We start from the raw sequence: 21,287 nt of genomic DNA on the forward strand, positions 1-21,287 counted from the left end.
AGGATGTTAGAGAAAATCATAAAAGGTGCAATCGCGCACCGTGTTGTGGTGCTGTTTGCAACACTGCTAGTCTTGATCGCGGCAATTTGGCAAGTACCGCGTTTGAATCTTGACGCTTTTCCGGACGTGACCAACATCCAGGTGACAGTGAATACTGAAGCCCCCGGACTCGCGGCACAAGAAGTCGAGCAGCTCATCACGTATCCCATTGAGGCACTTATGTACGCGCTGCCGGATGTTGAGCAAGTGCGTTCTATCTCCAAAACCGGGTTGTCCGGGGTGACAGTAGTCTTTAAAGAAGGGACTGATGTCTATTTTGCAAGACAATTGGTATTTGAACGCCTACAAACAGCCCGCTCTCTGATCCCGGATTCAGTGGGGATGCCGGATATGGGTCCGAATACCTCTGGGCTGGGACAAGTCTATCAATATTTGCTGGTGGCTGATCCCGATTCGGGAGTGGATGAAATGACGCTGCGCAGTATCAACGACTGGCTGGTCAAACTCCTGTTGATGCCGATAGAGGGGGTGACTGAAGTGCTGTCATTTGGCGGCCAGGTTAAACAATATCAGGTGGACTTGGACCCCACGCGTTTGTTGGCATACAAATTAACCCAGTCGCAGGTACAGCGTGCCTTATCGGACAATAACCGTAATGCAGGCGGCTGGTATCTTGACCGTGCTCAGGAGCAGCTCGTGATCCGAGGTGTGGGCTGGTTTAGCAGTGGGGCACCGGGCTTGGAGCAAATTCGTCAGGTACCCATTAAAACAATTGATGGCACCGTAGTGAGAGTGGCTGACGTCGCTCAGGTCAAACTTGGCGGCGAGATACGTCAGGGGGCGGTCACTCTGACCTTGCGAGATGCTTCTGGGCAGGCAACCTCTCGGGGAGAGGTTGTCAGTGGTATTGTACTAAAACGGATGGGTGCAAACACGAAAGCGACGATCGACGGGATAAAAAGCAAAGTGGCGCAGATCAATCGGGCGTTGCCACCGGGGGTCGAATTTGTGCCTATTTATGATCAGAGTATGCTGATTGATAAGGCCATCACCACGGTGGCAGAAGCCTTGCTGCTAGCGTTTGTATTTATTGCTGTGGTGCTCTTACTGTTCCTGCTCAACCTGAGGGCCGCTTTACTTGTGATACTCTCTGTGCCCGTTGCCATTATTCTGGCTTTGGGTCTGATGTCTTTGATGGGGATGCCTGCAAATCTAATGTCTCTGGGCGGGCTGGCCGTGGCCATTGGTATGTTGGTCGATGGCTCAGTGGTGATGGTTGAGCGGATCTTACAACAACAGGCAGCCCGGGGGGCTTCGAACACCAGCAATGAATCATTTTCTGAACTGGTTCGTCTGGCTGCGAAAGATGTCGCACGACCTATCTTTTTTGCATCTGCCATTATCTTATTGGTTTTTTTGCCGCTGTTTTCTTTTGAAGGGGTCGAGGCCAAATTGTTCACGCCAATGGCCAGCAGTATTATGCTGGCTGTGGTTTGTGCGGTTGTGATTGCGTTGTTGGTAATACCAGCTTTGGCTTGTTATCTGTTGAATAGTCATAAGCCATTACAGCGTCACGCTGTTTTAGAAAAAGCAGAAGGAATTTACCGGCAATCTTTGGAACTCGCGCTGCGAAACAGGAACACGTTACTAGTGGGTGTTTCGGCTCTATTTGCAATGGCTATGTATACATTGACGCAAATTGGCAGTGAATTTGTCCCTGAACTTGAAGAAGGGACGCTCAACTTGCGCGTCACACTGGCACCGTCTGCCAGTCTTGAAACCAGTTTATCCATTGCTCCTAAGCTGGAAGAAACAATACTGGGCTTTGAGGAAGTGACTTATGCACTGAGCCGCATAGGCCGGCCTGAGGTTGGCGGTGATCCTGAACCGGTGAATAACATTGAGATCTATATCGGGCTCCGGCCGGTTGAACAGTGGAAAAATGCCCGCACTCGGGTCGAATTACAAGCTAAGATTGCGTCGGCCTTATCTGTCTACCCCGGCTTATTACTGAATTTCTCTCAGCCGATAGCAACTCGGGTGGACGAATTGTTGTCAGGCGTTAAAGCCCAGCTGGCAATTAAATTACTGGGACCTGAGTTGCCGGTACTGATGCAAAAGGGGGAAGAGCTTGAACGTCTGGTCAAAGCCTTACCCGGTACCACGGATGTCGCATTAGAGCAGCAAAGTGGTGAGGCTCAGTTGGTGATAACGCCTAACCGGGACGCATTATCCCGCGTCGGGCTATCTGTAAACGATGTCATGGACCTTGTCAGTGGAGGACTAGGAGGTAATGTAGCCGGGCAAATAGTCCAGGGTAACGAAAGATACGATATCTACGTCAGGCTGGAGGAGTCGTTCAGACGCGATCCGGTGGCAATCGAGGCGTTAATGCTCATGTCTCCAAGCGGCGCCTGGGTCAGCTTAAATGAGGTGGCTAAGGTTGAATTTGCTTCTGGTCCGGTACAGATCCGTCGTGATGATGTACAGCGTCGGATCGTTGTGCAGGCCAATGTATCTGGCAGAGACATGGGCAGCGTAGTGGCCGATATAAAAGCCAAAATTGACAGCACACTGTCGCTACCACCCGGTTATAGCATTGAATTTGGTGGGCAGTTTGAAAGTCAGCAACGTGCACAACAGCGATTGGCGATTGTGATTCCTGGTTCACTGATGCTGATGGCGGTCTTGCTGGTGCTGACCTTTAGATCGGTTTCTCAGGCGGTGCTAGTTCTGAGCTGTATTCCTTTGGGTGTTATCGGTGGCGTCTTTTCGCTCTATCTGTCCGGACAGTATCTATCTGTGCCAGCTTCGGTCGGCTTTATCACCTTGTTTGGTGTTGCTGTACTGAACGCTGTGGTATTGGTAGAGAGCATTAATCAGCGGATTGCTGCGGGAGTGGAGATAACCAAGGCAATTAAAGAAGGAGCGACTTCACGGTTGCGTCCGGTATTAATGACTGCGCTTACCTCCGCATTAGGTCTGATCCCGATCCTTTTGTCGACTGGTGTAGGATCTGAGATCCAAAAGCCGCTGGCCAGTGTTGTGATAGGTGGGTTATTTACCTCAACCTTGCTTACTTTGTTTGTGTTGCCCATTCTATTTGAGCGATTCTGTGCACGACGTCTCGCAAAGCGTTGGATTTAGGAAAAAATCAGGAAAGCCGGGCTGTGACCCGGCTTTTGCACATTACCCAGATTTAGCCGTTTTTTTATTGAGCAGGTAAACTGCGCACAGTGCACAGGCACCACCGACAGCCACGCCCAAACTCAGTCGCTCTGCGAAGTACCAGGCTGAAAGCCCCATGGCCGTCACCGGGACCACAAAGACAAAAGAGCTGGAACGATTGGGGCCCAGTTTTTGGGTTGCCAGAAAGAACACACTGGTGGCAATACTGACCACGAAAATCGATAAAAAGAGTAAATGATGCCAATAATATGCTGGGTATTGTGCTGCATCGATAAATGGATCATGTCGGTAGGCAAATAAATAGCTTAGTAAAGAGGCCCAGACATACATTAGAGTACTAAAAGTAATGAAATCTGCGTAACGAGTACCGCGTTGACTGATTAAAGTAAGAAACGCCCAGGTGAGTGATGCGAGTATAAAGTAGGCGTTGCCTGAAGCCAGTATCTGATCCAGATTGAAATGCCACACTTCTATCATTAATAGCCCGCCACCCAAGCCCATTGCGAGTCCCACTCCCTGGAGCCTGTTGATCGCTTGACCCAATAAAACGGCACTTAGAATAAAGGTAAATACAGGATTAGAAGTGGTGACCAGCATCCCGCCTTTACCGGGCAGGCCATCCGCCAGGCCCATAAAAAACAACTGATTATAAGCTGCGAGTAAAATGCCTGCGGGTAATGACCAGAACAGAGCACGTGCATTGTAGTTCAGACTGAGCAGCTTAAATTTATGAAGTATCCACATGATTGGTAGCATGCTGATAGCCGCAAGGAACAGTCGATAGAATACGGTAACCTGGGCTGGGGCTATGTCAGCGATGATTTTTCCTGAGATCCAACTCATTCCCCAAAAAAGCATGGCTGATACGAGTGCCAGGACGATTGGCGTATCATTGGGCTGATCATTGCAAGTTGTCGTCGACATGGTGATCCTTCGATTAAAGTCAGTATGGCAGGAGACGATAGCGTAACAAATTTAATCAAGGGTCAGTAAATGAATTATGAACATTCCCCTATATTTCTGAACTGCAAGGTTTTATTTATGCACTTTAGAGATTCAGAAAACCTTAAGTTGAGCATTCAACCTGAAGAGATAGGATTTGCGATACGGTCGTTATATCGAACCGCAGCAATATTATTATTGAAAGGAGCCAAGTATGGTGTCGTTTATCCGGTTGATTTTAATCTGGTATGTTTTATTGCCAGCACACAGCTATGCAAATTTGAATTTGGATCGGCATGCAATAGAGCAAGTAGCCAAAAGTTATTTGATTGCGCAAATCGAAGTGAGGCCAAAATTGATGGCACAAATAGCCGATGATGAGTTGGTAAAAAGAACATACTGGCGGGGCAAAACGGATGGGGAATTTGTCATGTCCATGGGCAAAGCTGGGTTGGTTAAGCTTGCAGCAGAATATAACGTGTCAGGTGACCGTTTCGCAAAGCGGCCAAAGATGGAAGTGAACGTGCTGGATCTTGATGAACGAATAGCGTCAGTAAAGCTGACCACAGATGAATGGGTTGATTATATGCATTTATATAAAAATGCATCGGGGGAATGGCAGATCCTGAATGTACTGTGGCAGTTCCATCAAGTTGCAAGGCACCGTAGTGGTGGGTAACGTGCAAGAAGTCAAACTGTAATGGCCCGTAATTGCTTTTATCTGACAGAAATCTATAGTTTGCACATAGATTATTCAGTCAGGGAATGCCGCCGTGATTACCAATGTTGCAGTTACATACGAAAACAAAACATCAAAGCCAATTTTTGCCTTTTTATGTCAAAAAGGAGAGATCAAAGCGCTCACTCTAACGCAGATCTTTCCTGGCTCTACCTACAAGTTGTCTGTCGAATTTGACGATCTAAATGATCTGGAAGTTGGCTTCGGTGACTCTTGGTCTAACCCTAAACTGGTCATGCCATTGACCGCTGTTACCGGGTGCAGTGAATTTCAGGTTTGCCTCGATGACAATAATATGATGGAAATTGAGCAATCGGGTGTTTCAGTAAAAAAGCACAAGCGCTACTTTTATGATGCGGTTTGCGTATAACTTTAAACAGAGAGTTTGTTTTGTCGTTATGGATCACTTTTTAGTGTAATTCCGTCGGCGTTTCTCTGGGGATTAATCGCTTTACAGATTCAACCGGGTTAATAAAGGGGATTATTAATACAGGAGTTTGCTTATTTTGATTCTAATCTGTATTAATTTTAACCGGGTTGGTTTTATTTTGTTCGGTTGGGTGCTTTTTTTCACTTTTCCTCAAAAAAAGGGTTGTGCTGGGTTTCGTTTTCCCTATAATGCGCATCCACCGACACGGGGCACAACGCTGAAAAGCAACGAGCCAACGAGTTGGGAGTCAGATAAAACTGGGTTGTTTTGAAATGTAAATCAAACACAGCAATTTTATTGACATAAAATGGGAAGTGATTAGAATGCACAACCCTCAGCGCTAACAGCGCGGCGACATTAAGTCGCACCGTTCTTTAAAAATATGAAGCAATCATCTGTGTGGGCACTCGTACAGATTGAGTTCTAACAGCGAAATTCAGTTTACTGAATGACGCACAAAAATTTAGAGTCTCAACTGAACTGAGTGACCAACGGAATAAACATAGTTTATTCAGCACAGTCAATTCGATATCTCATCTTTTATAGGTGGGAAATCAAAATCAGAATTCATTGAGCATGAATCTTCGGATTCAAAAAACTTTTAATTGAAGAGTTTGATCATGGCTCAGATTGAACGCTGGCGGCAGGCCTAACACATGCAAGTCGAGCGGTAACATTTCTAGCTTGCTAGAAGATGACGAGCGGCGGACGGGTGAGTAATGCTTGGGAACATGCCTTGAGGTGGGGGACAACCATTGGAAACGATGGCTAATACCGCATAATGTCTACGGACCAAAGGGGGCTTCGGCTCTCGCCTTTAGATTGGCCCAAGTGGGATTAGCTAGTTGGTGAGGTAACGGCTCACCAAGGCGACGATCCCTAGCTGGTTTGAGAGGATGATCAGCCACACTGGAACTGAGACACGGTCCAGACTCCTACGGGAGGCAGCAGTGGGGAATATTGCACAATGGGCGCAAGCCTGATGCAGCCATGCCGCGTGTGTGAAGAAGGCCTTCGGGTTGTAAAGCACTTTCAGTCAGGAGGAAAGGTTAGTAGTTAATACCTGCTAGCTGTGACGTTACTGACAGAAGAAGCACCGGCTAACTCCGTGCCAGCAGCCGCGGTAATACGGAGGGTGCGAGCGTTAATCGGAATTACTGGGCGTAAAGCGTACGCAGGCGGTTTGTTAAGCGAGATGTGAAAGCCCCGGGCTTAACCTGGGAACTGCATTTCGAACTGGCAAACTAGAGTGTGATAGAGGGTGGTAGAATTTCAGGTGTAGCGGTGAAATGCGTAGAGATCTGAAGGAATACCGATGGCGAAGGCAGCCACCTGGGTCAACACTGACGCTCATGTACGAAAGCGTGGGGAGCAAACAGGATTAGATACCCTGGTAGTCCACGCCGTAAACGATGTCTACTAGGAGCTGGGGTCTTCGGACAACTTTTCCAAAGCTAACGCATTAAGTAGACCGCCTGGGGAGTACGGCCGCAAGGTTAAAACTCAAATGAATTGACGGGGGCCCGCACAAGCGGTGGAGCATGTGGTTTAATTCGATGCAACGCGAAGAACCTTACCTACACTTGACATACAGAGAACTTACCAGAGATGGTTTGGTGCCTTCGGGAACTCTGATACAGGTGCTGCATGGCTGTCGTCAGCTCGTGTTGTGAGATGTTGGGTTAAGTCCCGCAACGAGCGCAACCCTTATCCTTAGTTGCCAGCGATTCGGTCGGGAACTCTAAGGAGACTGCCGGTGATAAACCGGAGGAAGGTGGGGACGACGTCAAGTCATCATGGCCCTTACGTGTAGGGCTACACACGTGCTACAATGGCATATACAGAGTGCTGCGAACTAGCGATAGTAAGCGAATCACTTAAAGTATGTCGTAGTCCGGATTGGAGTCTGCAACTCGACTCCATGAAGTCGGAATCGCTAGTAATCGCGGATCAGAATGCCGCGGTGAATACGTTCCCGGGCCTTGTACACACCGCCCGTCACACCATGGGAGTGGGTTGCTCCAGAAGTGGATAGCTTAACCTTCGGGAGGGCGTTCACCACGGAGTGATTCATGACTGGGGTGAAGTCGTAACAAGGTAGCCCTAGGGGAACCTGGGGCTGGATCACCTCCTTATCGACTTAGAACTAATTTGTTCGAAGTGTCCACACAGATGATTGTTGATTAGAATTAGAGAACACAAACATTGTTTGGGTCTGTAGCTCAGCTGGTTAGAGCGCACGCCTGATAAGCGTGAGGTCGGTAGTTCAAGTCTACTCAGACCCACCACTTCTTCCCGATGCTGCGTTATTAAGCTCGTCGTTTAGAAAACACTAAACGTCCTCACTTAATGCCTGGCCTCGAAAAGAAGCTCGGTTCAAAGCAATGTTATTCCTAGTAATGTGGGGCTATAGCTCAGCTGGGAGAGCGCCTGCCTTGCACGCAGGAGGTCAGCAGTTCGATCCTGCTTAGCTCCACCACTTTACTACTCCTTCTCATAGATAAGCACTCTTAAGACAGTTACTTAAAATAAGAAACTGAGAGTTTTTAACTCTGAGAAGCAATTCTCTTGCTCTTTAAAAATTTGGAAAGCTGATATTAAATTCTCGGAATGACAATGAAAATTGTTGTTCTATAGAGTTTTCGAAAGAAAAATGCCGATTAATCATTTAGTGATTAATTAGCGTCTACTTTAGTATTACTTAACTTCTGGCGAAGTTAAAATCAGTCTTTGAATATACAGCCTGTGCTGAGATATGCACGGCAGGTTCAAAGTTATTTATTCTGAGGCTAAGCCGCCGAAGATATTGTCGCCGGGAGCATAGCTCGTCTATGTGACCAAGCAATATCTGATGGCAATAACGCATCAGGATAAAGAACGACGAAACTGTTTTGGGTTGTATGGTTAAGTGACTAAGCGTACACGGTGGATGCCTTGGCAGTTGGAGGCGATGAAGGACGTACTAACTTGCGATAAGCCTAGTTGAGCCAGTAAGAGGCACTTGAGACTAGGATTTCCGAATGGGGAAACCCGGCCCTTTGGGTCATCATGCAGTGAATACATAGCTGTATGAAGCGAACGCGGAGAACTGAAACATCTAAGTACCCGTAGGAAAAGAAATCAACCGAGATTCCGAAAGTAGCGGCGAGCGAAATCGGATTAGCCCTTAAGCTTTAATGTAGTTAGTGGAACATTCTGGAAAGTATGACGATACAGGGTGACAGTCCCGTACACGACAACTTATTTAAAGTGAAATCGAGTAGGTCGGAGCACGTGAAACTTTGACTGAATATGGGGGGACCATCCTCCAAGGCTAAATACTCCCAACTGACCGATAGTGAACCAGTACCGTGAGGGAAAGGCGAAAAGAACCCCTGTGAGGGGAGTGAAATAGAACCTGAAACCGTGTACGTACAAGCAGTAGGAGCCCATCACTAAGTTACTTTGGTGAACTCCTAAGTAAGCACAATGTTTGAATTAGCGTTAACGTCGACCTAACTTGTTAGCCGACGGTCAACCGCCAAAATCAAGCAGAGGTAGCTTAGTGATGGGTGACTGCGTACCTTTTGTATAATGGGTCAGCGACTTATATTCTGTAGCAAGGTTAACCATTTAGGGGAGCCGTAGCGAAAGCGAGTCTTAACTGGGCGCTTAAGTTGCAGGGTATAGACCCGAAACCCGGTGATCTAGCCATGGGCAGGTTGAAGGTCAGGTAACACTGACTGGAGGACCGAACCCACTAACGTTGAAAAGTTAGGGGATGACCTGTGGCTAGGAGTGAAAGGCTAATCAAACCGGGAGATAGCTGGTTCTCCCCGAAATCTATTTAGGTAGAGCCTCGGACGAATACTTACGGGGGTAGAGCACTGTTAAGGCTAGGGGGTCATCCCGACTTACCAACCCTTTGCAAACTCCGAATACCGTAAAGTACTATCCGGGAGACACACGGTGGGTGCTAACGTCCATCGTGGAGAGGGAAACAACCCAGACCGTCAGCTAAGGTCCCAAAGTGTATGTTAAGTGGGAAACGATGTGGGAAGGCTAAAACAGCTAGGAGGTTGGCTTAGAAGCAGCCATCCTTTAAAGAAAGCGTAATAGCTCACTAGTCGAGTCGGCCTGCGCGGAAGATGTAACGGGGCTAAACATACCACCGAAGCTACGGCTGCGAACTTAGTTCGCGGGGTAGGGGAGCGTTCTGTAAGCGGCTGAAGGTGAACTGTAAGGTTTGCTGGACGTATCAGAAGTGCGAATGCTGACATGAGTAACGATAATGCGGGTGAAAAACCCGCACGCCGGAAGACCAAGGGTTCCTATCCCATGTTAATCAGGGTAGGGTGAGTCGACCCCTAAGGCGAGGCTGAAGAGCGTAGTCGATGGGAAACGGGTTAATATTCCCGTACTTGGTATAAATGCGATGGGGGGACGGAGCAGGCTAGGCAAGCATGGCGTTGGTTGTCCATGTGAAAGGCTGTAGGCTGGTGACTTAGGAAAATCCGGGTCGCTAAGGCTGAGAGTCGAGACGAGCCACTACGGTGGTGAAGTTGTTGATGCCCTACTTCCAGGAAAAGCCTCTAAGCTTCAGTTTATATCGAATCGTACCCTAAACCGACACAGGTGGTCAGGTAGAGAATACTAAGGCGCTTGAGAGAACTCGGGTGAAGGAACTAGGCAAAATTGTACCGTAACTTCGGGAGAAGGTACGCTCTTACTTGTGAAGACTTCGCGTCGTAAGCAGGCGAGAGCCGCAGTGACCAGGTGGCTGGGACTGTTTATTAAAAACACAGCACTGTGCAAAATCGTAAGATGACGTATACGGTGTGACACCTGCCCGGTGCCGGAAGGTTAATTGATGGGGTTAGCTTAGGCGAAGCTCTTGATCGAAGCCCCGGTAAACGGCGGCCGTAACTATAACGGTCCTAAGGTAGCGAAATTCCTTGTCGGGTAAGTTCCGACCTGCACGAATGGTGTAACCATGGCCACGCTGTCTCCACCCGAGACTCAGTGAAATTGAAATCGCAGTGAAGATGCTGTGTACCCGCGGCTAGACGGAAAGACCCCGTGAACCTTTACTACAGCTTGGCACTGAACATTGACCCTACATGTGTAGGATAGGTGGGAGGCTTTGAAGCGCAGTCGCTAGATTGCGTGGAGCCGTCCTTGAAATACCACCCTTGTAGTGTTGATGTTCTAACTTAGGCCCCTAATCGGGGTTGAGGACAGTGCCTGGTGGGTAGTTTGACTGGGGCGGTCTCCTCCCAAAGAGTAACGGAGGAGCACGAAGGTTGGCTAAGTACGGTCGGACATCGTACGGTTAGTGTAATGGTAGAAGCCAGCTTAACTGCGAGACAGACACGTCGAGCAGGTACGAAAGTAGGTCATAGTGATCCGGTGGTTCTGAATGGAAGGGCCATCGCTCAACGGATAAAAGGTACTCCGGGGATAACAGGCTGATACCGCCCAAGAGTTCATATCGACGGCGGTGTTTGGCACCTCGATGTCGGCTCATCACATCCTGGGGCTGAAGTCGGTCCCAAGGGTATGGCTGTTCGCCATTTAAAGTGGTACGCGAGCTGGGTTTAGAACGTCGTGAGACAGTTCGGTCCCTATCTGCCGTGGGCGTTTGAGAATTGAGAGGGGCTGCTCCTAGTACGAGAGGACCGGAGTGGACGAACCGCTGGTGTTCGGGTTGTCATGCCAATGGCATTGCCCGGTAGCTACGTTCGGAATCGATAACCGCTGAAAGCATCTAAGCGGGAAGCGAGCCTCGAGATGAGTTCTCACTTTGACTTTAAGTCAACTGAAGGGCCGTTGAAGACTACAACGTTGATAGGCGAGATGTGGAAGTGGTGTGAGCCATTGAGCTAACTCGTACTAATTACCCGTGAGGCTTAACCATACAACGCCAAAGTGGTTTTGTTTGTTAGAAGTTAAGAAATAAAGTAGACGATAAGAATTTAATACGCTTTTCCAGATTTTACAGAATTTGCTTGGTAACCATAGCATTTTGGAACCACCTGACCCCATGCCGAACTCAGTAGTGAAACGAAATAGCGCCGATGATAGTGTGGGGTTTCCCATGTGAAAGTAGGACATTGCCAAGCTCCAAATTAGAGGTCGACGAAAGACATTCATCCATGAATATCATCGACATTCGTACCTCCTTGTACATCAAAGCCCGATTCGAAAGAGTCGGGCTTTTTTGCGTCTGGAGTAGTTTAAAGAAGCTGTAGATAGAATAGCATCGCCTATTCACCCATGAAGCGGGTTGGATATAGTAAAGCTCGTACTGAACAACCTTTGGGGACACTTCCATGTGGGTCCTTGCGCTCACTTCCTCGAACTGCGAAGCGTTGCTTCGGTTTCTCGTCACCCTGACAATCATATCGAGGTTCATCATGCTAGAAAGCGTGTGCTCACTGGAAGGTGCAATGGACAAAGTATTCACCCTGATGCATTTTTTGTTTTAGTCCGCCAGTGAGTTGCTGTGCAACTAACTCTGGGCTACCAGCAACCGAGTGGAGCGTACAGTCACGTGATTTCAAATAGCTTGGCATGTGGCTACTGTCTATATCCCACACGATTGGCTCTCCCAGCTTTTCCAAATGGTGATACAGTAATTTAGGTATCGTGTTTTTAGGGCTCTCCTGGGGTTCCAGGGTGGAAAAAATAAATTGAGTGTCCTTGCCAGATAATATTCGGATCGAATCAAAAAGTAGATTGACGTCCTGTTCGCTTAAATACATTAAAACCCCCTCGCAGATAAACAGCGTTAAGCGTTCTCGGCTAAATGCGCTAAATTCAGCGAGTGCGGTATTTAACTTTTGTTGAGCAAAATCCACAGCTAAAAAATGGATATTCTGGCTCTGAGCAATTCCCTTTTTAAATGCTTTGACCTTGAGAGCTTGAGTGGAAGGGTGATCAATTTCAATAAAGTTAACTTCAGGGTAGGCTTTCTGAAGACGCCAACATAGCGAGTCAAACCCTGCGCCTAACACCACAACTTGAGTGACGCCATTTGAGATAGCATTCAGCGTTAGTTGCTCAATATGCCGCTTGCGCAGAACATAGTGCAGAGAAATACCCGGTAGCAACAGGCGCTCCTTTAATTTTGACAGTTTGCAAAACCACCAACTATCGAGTTGTTTGAGTCTGTGGCGGCCATGCTGACTGCCTTGCAGTATCTGGCGTGATACGGAAATCACGTTCTCGTCGACTAAGTTTCCGTGTGGAGAGTTTTTAGCGGCAAATAAAAGGCCCTGAGCGACGGTAAAAGCGGTAGAGCTGGCTTCATTGTCTTTCATTATCTGGCCTCACTATAAAAAACAATGCTGTTTTCTGTTAAGCCGATACAGCCTGCCTGAGCCTGGCGTTCCAAAAATGCCTGGCTTTCATCACGCTTAATCCCCGAGATGACGGAAAACGCATGCCCACCCATTCTGACAACACGTTGATGCGGCTTTCGCAGCATAGGTTGTGCGGTTTTTGCCAGTTGCTCCAGAAAAAACGCTAATCTTTCTTCGTGCGAGGCATGTGCATAAATGAGCGCTCTGCGGCCGACATCTCGAAGTTTTTGCTCCATCACTTGGAGAACCACTTTCATATAGCTCTGATCTTGATTAACCTGGTGCCAGAAGTCTTGTTTCTTTAGTACCAACAGATCTGTGTTTACGATGGCTGTAGCGTTGACTGTGCGTGCCTGTTCATCGAACAAACACGATTCACCAAATAGCTCTCCGGCCGTTAAGGTGGCAAGGTCAAAGCTCTGTTGTTCGGTTGTTGTATCCATAGCGATGCTGATGGCGCCACTGCTAATAAGGTAAGCTTCATTCGCATTTTCATCAGCAGCATTAAAAATAGGTGTGCCAGCGCTGACCAGTAAGTACTCATAGCACTGTGAGAATAATTCCGTTAGTTTTGAGTGTGTTCTTGCACCACCAAATGCCCATTGGGTGATCTGTTCCATGGTGCAGTGCATAGGCACCATAGAAACCGAAATATGCTCATGACGAATTTGCGCCCCCAGGGCTTTCAGGCCCATGCGTTTGTAAAGTGCCAGCGTTTCTATATTCGCCGTCGTGATTATATCTGTGACGCCTTTTACTTCGCCGATATCACAGCTCAGCTTGAACAGAGCTCGAAATAAATCGCGACGATTTCTCCATCTGGCATCAATCGCAAACATACCAGAATTAGCCAGTAAGGGGTGGGGTAAGCCTTGTGACTGAGCTTGTTCAATCAGTTGCATCCGGTATTGGTTAAAGTCGTACATTTGATCTGCTGGCAGCCGCAGCGCGCCATCGATAACCACACGTATTGTGCCAACCGGTATCTCACCATCATAGGCGATAATATTATAACTATCAGGCATACCATCAAACATATCCATGATGATTTGTTGTGGATTTGCCTGCATGTAGGCGTATTCCTCCACGTAGACCCGATACCTGAGCTGGTATACATGATTAAGCTCAACCGGTGTAGTAGCGACTTTGACTTTGATAGACATCGAACGAGACTTTATATTATTTATTGCAAAACCGTATTGTAACCTTTATTTATTAAAATTATAAAACGATTAATGAAATAGTCGTGGGAAGGTGAAAGTTTAGTGACCTGATCGCAATGACTGCCGGGTATATTACTCTTGTAGACACAGTTGCGAAGTATGCGTTTTAATTGCGCACTTTCGAAGTCAGCAAGACCTGATAAATTGGAGTTGAAAATTTTGCTAAAGGATTTGGTTGAAAAGTGAGGGTTATAATGTTTATTGGAAGCAATGGGTCATTCCCCCAACAAAGCAAGTTAGCAAAGGTATTCTGAATTAACCACATTGCTTTGATATACTAAATTGTCATCTAATATTTAATCGGTTTCTTGAGCTGACATTGCGAGTTCTTCCCGGCTCCGGTGGCCGGGAAGATGGTATTACTGACTATTTGGTTTTGGGTACCACTTTAAAGATCCCGCTGCCATCTATACCCAGGTAGAGATCACCGTTCGGATGCGTGGCGATACTACGAACGCGTCCGGCACCTTCGAAGAGTTTACTGTGACCAACCACCTTATTGCCATCGAGCTCAACTAATACCAGGTGAGCAAACTTCATTGCACCCACAACCAGGTGACCTTGCCAGTGAGGGTATTTATCACTGGTAATGAACTCCATTCCCGAGGGGGCGATTGAAGGTACCCAAACCCAGTCGGGTTGCTGCATACCGGTGCGAGAGGTCTCATCGGTGATCTTGGTACCATTATAGTTGATCCCATAGGTGATGACGGGCCAACCGTAATTGCGTCCTGGCTTGATAATGTTTATTTCATCACCGCCGCGGGGACCATGTTCATGTGTCCAAATCTCGCCGGTTTCAGGGTGCATAGCCATGCCCTGTGGGTTTCTGTGGCCAAATGAGTAAACACTTTTCCGTGCATCTTTTTGTTTTGCAAATGGGTTTGATTCCGGGATGGTGCCATCAGCATTAATCCGGTGTATTTTGCCTGCATCATGATCCAAACGTTGGGGATGCACGTCCCGGTTACCCCGGTCGCCGATTGAGAAATACAGGTAGCCGTCTTTATCGAATTCAATACGAGAACCAAAATGGAACGCACGTTCGGTATTTGGGTAGCCATCAAATATTAATTGCTTGTCGACCAGTTTCATGTCTTTCAGTCGGGCACGCATGATAGAAGTGTTACTGCCTTTTTCTTTGCCTTCAAAGCCCGAATAAGAAAAGTAGATCCAGCCATTTTTATCGTAGTTTGGATCGATCTCGATATCCAGCAGGCCGCCCTGACGCTCAGCATGTACCTCAGGGACGCCTTCAATGGGCTTGTCGATTAGTTTTCCTTCTTTGATCAGGCGGAGCTGACCTGATCTGTCGGTAACCAGCAGTTCTTTGTCATTCAGCCAGGCCATCCCCCAGGGGATCTGAATGCCTCTGGCTACTAGCTCCAGCTGATAGTTGTCCGCGCTCTTTGCCAGCTCAATGGTTTGCGGCTCCACAGCCTGAACGCTTTGAGCAGAGATAAATAATAAGCTTAACGCAATCTTGTTTAGTGTTTTCTTCATGCTTGTTCAACTTAAGTCCACAGAAAGATACTCACAGATTAGCGTGTTTTGGTAAAAAATGTCGGCAGGTGCGGTAAGTGACAGGTGTCCGTTTGAGCTAGGAGTATGGGGAAATTTTGCTCACTTAAATCAATTAAGTAGAAATGTTCGCCAGAGCTGTCCATGGCCCCACCATTCCTAACTTTTCTTTAACTTTACCTGTAAAAGTTAGAGTTTGTACTTATTTAACTTTATGATTATTATGTTTATTTGTTTTTCCTCTGTGTCTTTGTTTGCGTTTGTATAAAAACAGCCTGACTGCATTTTCACTACAACTTTTACAAACGGAAACGCGAATTCCGAAGTCTTTAACATGCCTTACATTCTTACGAATTTCTTTAATTTGAACGTGTCAGCGTTGTCATATAGGCTTGCGCGAATTTTTTAGATTTCCCCCTGGAATGTGTATCTATGTCATTTAGTCGTCGACATACTGCTTTGCTTTCGAGCGCCTTACTGATTGGCTCTTCACCTGTTTTCGCCAACACCACTGAACTGGATAGACTCAAACATGAGCTGACTCACCTGGAACAAAAATTGGCTCAGCTTGAGGCACAATCTGACAGTGCCATTACACGCACAGAAGCACCTGAAAAAGGTGTCCAGGTCGGCGGAGCAATTCGTTTTAACTATGGTATGAATTCTTATGATCAGGACAGTGAACGCCGTGGCGGTGACATAGATTTTGATTTGGTTCGTATTAATTTATCCGGAGAAGTCGCAGAAGTTGGGATTAATGCTGAGGTGCGTTTTCATGACTATATGCGCGTCGTTAAGTTCGCTTACCTGGACTATGACATCACGCCACAGTGGCAGGCTCAGTTGGGCTTAGCGCCGGTCCCGTTTGGCAATACACCGGTTGCGTCACACAGCTATTTTATGACGCCAAATTACTTTGTGGGTCTGGAAGAGGACTATGACTTAGGTCTGGTGTTTAAGCGCGCTATGCAGGACAACTGGCAGCTTGATCTGGCGTTTTTCAAGAATGATGACCATGGGGGGATTGACGGGTCGGCAGAAGATCGTCAAGACCGTTATTCAATAGATCTCGTTGGCCTGCGCGGAGCGGGTGAAGGGGTCTATGATGCGCCCGGTCAAAAACTGGCTGAGTACAATACACTGGTAGGTCGCTATGCATATCAGTTTGAGCATGCGCTTGGGCAAACCCAGGTTGGCGTGTCTGCGCTGCATGGTGGTCTGGATAATGGTATTTCCCGTGCTGGCGACTATCAGGCCTGGGCAGTGCATGCGTCCAATCGGTATGAGCAATGGTATTTCCACATTCAACATACTGAATATGATTATCAGGTTGATGAGTCAACGCAAATGGTTGTGGCGGCAAATGCCATGTATGACACCATAGCGGCAAAAGCTTCCTCAACCACTTTGGGCTTGTCTTACGATTTGTCGGTGGCATTGGGGCCCATCACAGATCTGACTCTGTATAATGATTTTGGTTTGATGCACGATAAGTCCGATGGCAGTGCTAACACCTGGATGAATATTACCGGCGTGTCCGTCGCTGCAGGTCCTATTTTTGCCTATATCGATTTGGTGCACGCTCAAAATCAGCCTTTTGTTGGTGGCACGCTTGTGGGCGACAGTGACGACTTTGAGCGCCGTTTTAACGTCAACCTGGGCTATTATTTTTAATCCGGACACCATGAAACCTCTGAGCATTTTGCTCAGAGGTTTGGCCGGGTAGGCTGCATTAAAGCTTGCAGTGATCCTGCGAGCAAAGTAGTTTTGAACATTCCTGCGAGCAGTTCACCAGCGACGTAACCACACATAATACGCCTGCAGAAATAGACGCAGCTTGCTGACCGCCAGCAACCTGAGGTGTGGCGTTTTTTGCCAATCCAGCGTGCTTGTCTGATAAACGTTTTAATTGGGTCTTTTTAACCTTTAATTTCATAATTATTCCTTGTTGATATGGGTATTTCATAGTCGTGGGCAGCGTCTTTTTGTGGGTTGATTGTATGCGCCGCCCACAGTATTTAAGCGCATTGAATTTAATTGGTCAAATGTTTTTACTAAATAAAAATTTATGTAATAAATACAGATGTATAATGTTTTTTGAGTCTGTATTTTGGGTAGGGTTTGGTCTGTTTTTAAAGTGATTGTGAAGAAGGTTTCCCATGTGTTTAATTGCTCAAAGGCGAAAGACGTGGATCTGTGGTCAGTAGAGTGATGCCTGTTGCGTGAAATAGGTTGGATTATCATGGCGCCGCATTTTGCACGGCGCCTGAAGTTAACTAGTTATCTAACCCAAACGGATCATCAATAGACAGCGCTGGTTGGGTAAACCACTTTGGCCCGTTTGATGTCATATAGAAATGATCCTCCAGTCGGATGCCAAACTCACCCGGTAGGACCAGCATGGGTTCATTAGAAAAGCACATACCGGCTGCCAGTGGCTGCGGATTGTCTTTTACCAGGTAAGGCCACTCATGAATATCCAGTCCAATCCCGTGTCCGGTGCGGTGTGGGCAGCCAGGTAGTTGATAATCTGGCCCCAGTCCTTGTTCGGCCAGATAGCTGCGGGCTGCAAAATCGACATCGCCACACGGTGTACCAATTTGCGCAGCCTCGAATGCGGCGAGCTGGGCATTTTTTTCGTGTTGCCACATGGTGCGTTGATGCGCTGTTGGCTCACCGAATACATAGGTTCGGGTAATATCACTCAGATAACCATGTAGCTTACAACCGGTATCTATCAAAACGACATCACCTTGTTTCAGTGTTTGTGGATCTTTCACACCGTGAGGGAAGGAGGTGGCTGTGCCAAACAGCACAATACAAAAATAGTTGCCTGTGGCGCCTACTTTACGGTGCGCTTCGTCAATGAAGGCTTCTACTTCTGTTGTGGTGATCCCTTCGTGAAGTATGGAGGCTGCCGCTTTGTGCACAGCCAGTGTCATGTCCATGGCCCGCTGGATCAGGGCAAGTTCACTAGCAGATTTATGCATACGACAATGTGCTGTGACACATTTGGCATTGATCAGATTAAGTGCAGGCCCAGCCTGGCGTATACCATCGGCAATAAAAAAGGCCGCGCTTTCATCAATACCAAGTGTGGCATCAGGTGCTACATTGAGGTCGTTCAGCACCTTGACGAGCAAACTGTAAGGCGACTGTTCTTCCTGCCAGGTATGCATGGGACCTTCAATGATCTGATAGTCTTTGATTGAGCCAACTTCGAAAAAGGGCACAATGAACTGGACGTCGCCTTGCGCCGGTAAAACTGCCCCGACCATACGCTCGCTTGGGTACCACTGCAAGCCAGTAAAGTACTTCAGGTTAGTACCCGCATTAAGATAGATTGCGGCAATCTTATGCTCGCGCATGTAGGCTTGCGCTGTTGAAATACGTTGCTGGTATTCTTCTGGTTCAATTGCAGCTACGTCCCGGGTCATATCTGTCAGTGCAGCCAGTGCCGCTTCACGATTTTGGTAACCTATGCCTTTCATAGTGATTCCTGTTTGTTATTCGTTATTGAAAACGCGCAATACTGTACGGGCCAATATCCAGCGTTGTGGGTTGGTTTGCAATGCATTGTGCGATGAGCTCACTGGTGATTGCGGCCTGAGTAAGACCCAGGTGCTGGTGTCCCAGTGCAAAATAGATGTTTGGATGATCCGGCGCCTGTCCTATAACAGGTAAGGAATCAGGGAGTGAAGGTCTGGGACCCATCCAATGTTCGCCTTGCTCTAAAGTGTCGCAGCCTTCAAGCAAAGCCCGGGCATGTGTCAGTAACATATCCGCGCGCTCATAGTTGGGTTGGGTGTCCAGCCCGGCAAACTCCACCGTGCCTGCGAGGCGCAGACCTCCTTGCATGGGTGTCATAATAAATTGTCTGTCCGCCGAGGCAACCGGGCGGCTGAGATTGCTGGTGACGGGTAGCATATTGTGATAGCCCCGCTCTGCTTCGATAGGAAGCTTGTAGCCCAACTGTGCACACAGTGTTTTACTCCATGCCCCGGTTGCCACTACAAGCCGTTCAAAGGTATGGCAGCCATGTGATTGCGTGGTTACTTTTATCTTTGCAAGCTGAGCCTGTTTTGTATCCGTATTAAGCGTCGCTATCTTTTCAACTTTGGCTTTAACAAAGGTGCCACCAAGCGCGGTAAACTGTTGGAACAGGGCCTGGCTCAGCTGGTAAGGGTCCGGTGTGTGGCCAACTTGAGTAAAATAGAGTGCGTACTGAATACGCTGATCCAGGCCGGGTTCAAGGGCAAAAAGTTGTGTGCGATCCAAAAGCTCAACGGCAACGCCTTGTTGTTGGTATTTCTTCTGTAAAGCGCGGATCTGCTCAATCTTATCATGTTCAAAGGTCAGCAAGCTGCCACGCATGCTGATGTTGTTTTCGAAATCCTCTTGCAAGAGTTGCTTAAATGCGGGCAGGGCGGCTTCGTTCAGAGCGCGCAGTGCCCGAGTATGGCGTTTAAACCGGCTCGGTAACATATTGAGGCAAAAGCGGCTAAACCAGGGAAATGCTTTAATCAGGTATTTATGATCTATTCGTAACGGACTGAGCCTATCCAGCAGCATCATGGGTAAGCGGGGCAGCAGGGCTTTGTCTGCCAGCGGAAATACTTGCTCTGTTGCGAAATGGCCGGCGTTACCTCGCGAACACTGCTCGCCAATACCTGCCGGGTCGTAAAGCGTGACGCTGTGTCCCTGACGGGCCAGTTGTAAGGCGTTACACAGGCCAACGACTCCGGCTCCCACAACTGCAATTTGAAGTGAATGTGTCATTTTTATTCTCGTTTGTCAGATTGCATTTTACCTACCAGATGCCCCCGCGAAGCATATAAAAAAATTAACCCTATAAATTTCATTGGTTTACTAATTTTATTGCCCCGATTTTTGACATTCTGATCATTTTCTTAAATTTGGATATTGATTATTGTATACAATATACCTATGATGGCAAGCACAAACTAAGTAGAGGACTTATCATGAAAGTAGATTGGCAGGGTGTTTATCCCGCAGTAACGACCCAGTTTAATGACGACGAAAGCATTAACTTTGAAACCACCAAAACCATGATCAACACCCTGATTGAAGAGGGTGTGCATGGCATCATCGTGCTGGGGACAGTCGGTGAAAACTGTTCACTACGTGCTGAAGAAAAGCGTGAAGTATTGCGTGCAGCAAAAGAAGTGGTTGGCGGGCGAGTCCCTGTGATTTCTGGTGTGGCCGAAACCACAACCGCACTGGCCGTTGAGTTTGTGCGTGATGCAGAGGAAATCGGGGTCGATGGTTATATGGTGCTGCCTGGTATGGTCTACCGTTCGACAGAGCGTGAGGCTATTCATCACTATCAGCAGGTAGCTCGCAACACAAACCTGCCTGTCATGATTTATAACAACCCGGTGACCTATGGCGTGGATGTATCTATCGAAGGCATGAAAGTGCTGGCAGAGGAAGCCAACATTGTTTCAGTGAAAGAAGCGACTGAAGACACGCGCCGGATCAGTGAATTATTTTCTGCCTTTGGTGACCGTTACGTGGTGTTCGGTGGTGTGGATGACATTGCGCTTGAAAGCTTGATGCTGGGTGCGACAGGCTGGATCTCAGGTCTGACAAATGTATTCCCGCGTGAATCTGTCGCGATTTATAAGCTGGCCCAGCAAGGTCGTTACAAAGAAGCCCGAGAGCTGTGGCGCTGGTTCTTGCCTTTGTTGCGCCTGGATACGATCCCGACTCTGGTACAGTGCATCAAGTATGCAGAACAGTTGGCTGGTCGCGGCAGCGAAGTAACACGTTCACCGCGTTTGCCACTGACAGAGGAAGAGAAAACTTATGTGCGCCGTTTGTACGATGAAGCGCTCACAAACCGGATTGATTTAAGCAAGTTTAATCTGGATTAAGCC

At 47.7% G+C, this 21,287-nt stretch carries 12 protein-coding genes, 2 tRNA genes and 3 rRNA genes; 10 read left to right on the forward strand and 7 right to left on the reverse strand.

Features of this window, described 5'->3' with window-relative positions; all coding sequences use genetic code 11:
- Positions 1 to 3 precede the first annotated feature (3 nt).
- Positions 4 to 3,147 (forward strand): efflux RND transporter permease subunit, encoded by a 3,144-nt coding sequence (locus CWC22_RS07840; protein WP_138537473.1) that lies wholly within the window; start codon positions 4 to 6, stop codon positions 3,145 to 3,147.
- 42 nt (positions 3,148 to 3,189) lie between these two features.
- Here CWC22_RS07840 and CWC22_RS07845 read toward each other — a convergent pair whose 3' ends face one another.
- Positions 3,190 to 4,113 (reverse strand): DMT family transporter, encoded by a 924-nt coding sequence (locus CWC22_RS07845; RefSeq protein ID WP_138537471.1) that lies wholly within the window; start codon positions 4,111 to 4,113, stop codon positions 3,190 to 3,192.
- Between the two features lie 232 nt (positions 4,114 to 4,345).
- Here CWC22_RS07845 and CWC22_RS07850 point away from each other — a divergent pair, with 232 nt between their 5' ends.
- From CWC22_RS07850 to rrf, 7 genes are all read left to right on the forward strand, one after another.
- Positions 4,346 to 4,810: a nuclear transport factor 2 family protein gene (locus tag CWC22_RS07850; protein ID WP_138537469.1), complete on the forward strand. Its 465-nt coding sequence runs from the start codon at positions 4,346 to 4,348 to the stop codon at positions 4,808 to 4,810.
- Positions 4,811 to 4,904: 94 nt separating this feature from the next.
- Positions 4,905 to 5,240 (forward strand): hypothetical protein, encoded by a 336-nt coding sequence (locus tag CWC22_RS07855; protein WP_138537467.1) that lies wholly within the window; start codon positions 4,905 to 4,907, stop codon positions 5,238 to 5,240.
- 662 nt (positions 5,241 to 5,902) lie between these two features.
- Positions 5,903 to 7,435, forward strand: a 16S ribosomal RNA gene (locus tag CWC22_RS07860).
- Between the two features lie 76 nt (positions 7,436 to 7,511).
- A tRNA-Ile gene (locus CWC22_RS07865) sits at positions 7,512 to 7,588 on the forward strand.
- A 115-nt stretch (positions 7,589 to 7,703) separates the two neighbouring features.
- Positions 7,704 to 7,779, forward strand: a tRNA-Ala gene (locus CWC22_RS07870).
- Positions 7,780 to 8,202: 423 nt separating this feature from the next.
- Positions 8,203 to 11,196: ribosomal RNA gene (locus tag CWC22_RS07875) — 23S ribosomal RNA — on the forward strand.
- Positions 11,197 to 11,286: 90 nt separating this feature from the next.
- A 5S ribosomal RNA gene (gene rrf / locus CWC22_RS07880) occupies positions 11,287 to 11,401 on the forward strand.
- Together the 16S, 23S and 5S rRNA genes with 2 tRNA genes alongside form the textbook arrangement of a ribosomal RNA operon.
- A gap of 312 nt (positions 11,402 to 11,713) precedes the next feature.
- Here rrf and CWC22_RS07885 read toward each other — a convergent pair.
- From CWC22_RS07885 to CWC22_RS07895, 3 genes are all read right to left on the reverse strand, one after another.
- The gene (locus tag CWC22_RS07885) at positions 11,714 to 12,601 is read right to left on the reverse strand and encodes a class I SAM-dependent methyltransferase (RefSeq protein WP_138538771.1); all 888 of its coding nucleotides are present in this window, start codon (positions 12,599 to 12,601) and stop codon (positions 11,714 to 11,716) included.
- Positions 12,601 to 13,806: an N-acyl amino acid synthase FeeM domain-containing protein gene (locus CWC22_RS07890; protein ID WP_138538772.1), complete on the reverse strand. Its 1,206-nt coding sequence runs from the start codon at positions 13,804 to 13,806 to the stop codon at positions 12,601 to 12,603. Before CWC22_RS07890 ends, CWC22_RS07885 begins: the two co-directional genes overlap by 1 nt.
- Before the next feature lie 426 nt (positions 13,807 to 14,232).
- Positions 14,233 to 15,369 (reverse strand): PQQ-dependent sugar dehydrogenase, encoded by a 1,137-nt coding sequence (locus tag CWC22_RS07895; protein ID WP_138538773.1) that lies wholly within the window; start codon positions 15,367 to 15,369, stop codon positions 14,233 to 14,235.
- A 450-nt stretch (positions 15,370 to 15,819) separates the two neighbouring features.
- Between CWC22_RS07895 and CWC22_RS07900 the strand changes: the two genes are divergently transcribed.
- Positions 15,820 to 17,061, forward strand: coding sequence for a carbohydrate porin (locus CWC22_RS07900; protein WP_138538774.1), 1,242 nt, complete (start codon positions 15,820 to 15,822; stop codon positions 17,059 to 17,061).
- Positions 17,062 to 17,119: 58 nt separating this feature from the next.
- Here the strand turns inward: CWC22_RS07900 and CWC22_RS07905 are convergent, their stop codons facing one another.
- From CWC22_RS07905 to CWC22_RS07915, 3 genes are all read right to left on the reverse strand, one after another.
- The gene (locus tag CWC22_RS07905; RefSeq protein ID WP_125561554.1) at positions 17,120 to 17,323 is read right to left on the reverse strand and encodes a hypothetical protein; all 204 of its coding nucleotides are present in this window, start codon (positions 17,321 to 17,323) and stop codon (positions 17,120 to 17,122) included.
- Between the two features lie 340 nt (positions 17,324 to 17,663).
- Positions 17,664 to 18,878, reverse strand: coding sequence for a M24 family metallopeptidase (locus CWC22_RS07910; protein WP_138538775.1), 1,215 nt, complete (start codon positions 18,876 to 18,878; stop codon positions 17,664 to 17,666).
- A 22-nt stretch (positions 18,879 to 18,900) separates the two neighbouring features.
- The gene (locus tag CWC22_RS07915; protein ID WP_138538776.1) at positions 18,901 to 20,166 is read right to left on the reverse strand and encodes an NAD(P)/FAD-dependent oxidoreductase; all 1,266 of its coding nucleotides are present in this window, start codon (positions 20,164 to 20,166) and stop codon (positions 18,901 to 18,903) included.
- A 203-nt stretch (positions 20,167 to 20,369) separates the two neighbouring features.
- On the opposite strand from CWC22_RS07915, the gene CWC22_RS07920 reads away from it, so the two are divergent.
- The gene (locus CWC22_RS07920) at positions 20,370 to 21,284 is read left to right on the forward strand and encodes a dihydrodipicolinate synthase family protein (RefSeq protein ID WP_138538777.1); all 915 of its coding nucleotides are present in this window, start codon (positions 20,370 to 20,372) and stop codon (positions 21,282 to 21,284) included.
- Positions 21,285 to 21,287: the final 3 nt, after the last annotated feature.

The sequence above is a fragment of the Pseudoalteromonas rubra genome (assembly GCF_005886805.2).
GTDB lineage: Bacteria > Pseudomonadota > Gammaproteobacteria > Enterobacterales > Alteromonadaceae > Pseudoalteromonas > Pseudoalteromonas rubra_D.

What these genes read in the sequence shown, in the direction of transcription:
- CWC22_RS07840 (WP_138537473.1), top strand. Translation starts at nt 4, where the DNA reads ATGTTAGAGAAAATCATAAAAGGTGCAATCGCGCACCGTGTTGTGGTG.
- CWC22_RS07845 (WP_138537471.1), bottom strand. Translation starts at nt 4,113, where the DNA reads ATGTCGACGACAACTTGCAATGATCAGCCCAATGATACGCCAATCGTC.
- CWC22_RS07850 (WP_138537469.1), top strand. Translation starts at nt 4,346, where the DNA reads ATGGTGTCGTTTATCCGGTTGATTTTAATCTGGTATGTTTTATTGCCA.
- CWC22_RS07885 (WP_138538771.1), bottom strand. Translation starts at nt 12,601, where the DNA reads ATGAAAGACAATGAAGCCAGCTCTACCGCTTTTACCGTCGCTCAGGGC.
- CWC22_RS07890 (WP_138538772.1), bottom strand. Translation starts at nt 13,806, where the DNA reads ATGTCTATCAAAGTCAAAGTCGCTACTACACCGGTTGAGCTTAATCAT.
- CWC22_RS07895 (WP_138538773.1), bottom strand. Translation starts at nt 15,369, where the DNA reads ATGAAGAAAACACTAAACAAGATTGCGTTAAGCTTATTATTTATCTCT.
- CWC22_RS07900 (WP_138538774.1), top strand. Translation starts at nt 15,820, where the DNA reads ATGTCATTTAGTCGTCGACATACTGCTTTGCTTTCGAGCGCCTTACTG.
- CWC22_RS07905 (WP_125561554.1), bottom strand. Translation starts at nt 17,323, where the DNA reads ATGAAATTAAAGGTTAAAAAGACCCAATTAAAACGTTTATCAGACAAG.
- CWC22_RS07910 (WP_138538775.1), bottom strand. Translation starts at nt 18,878, where the DNA reads ATGAAAGGCATAGGTTACCAAAATCGTGAAGCGGCACTGGCTGCACTG.
- CWC22_RS07915 (WP_138538776.1), bottom strand. Translation starts at nt 20,166, where the DNA reads ATGACACATTCACTTCAAATTGCAGTTGTGGGAGCCGGAGTCGTTGGC.
- CWC22_RS07920 (WP_138538777.1), top strand. Translation starts at nt 20,370, where the DNA reads ATGAAAGTAGATTGGCAGGGTGTTTATCCCGCAGTAACGACCCAGTTT.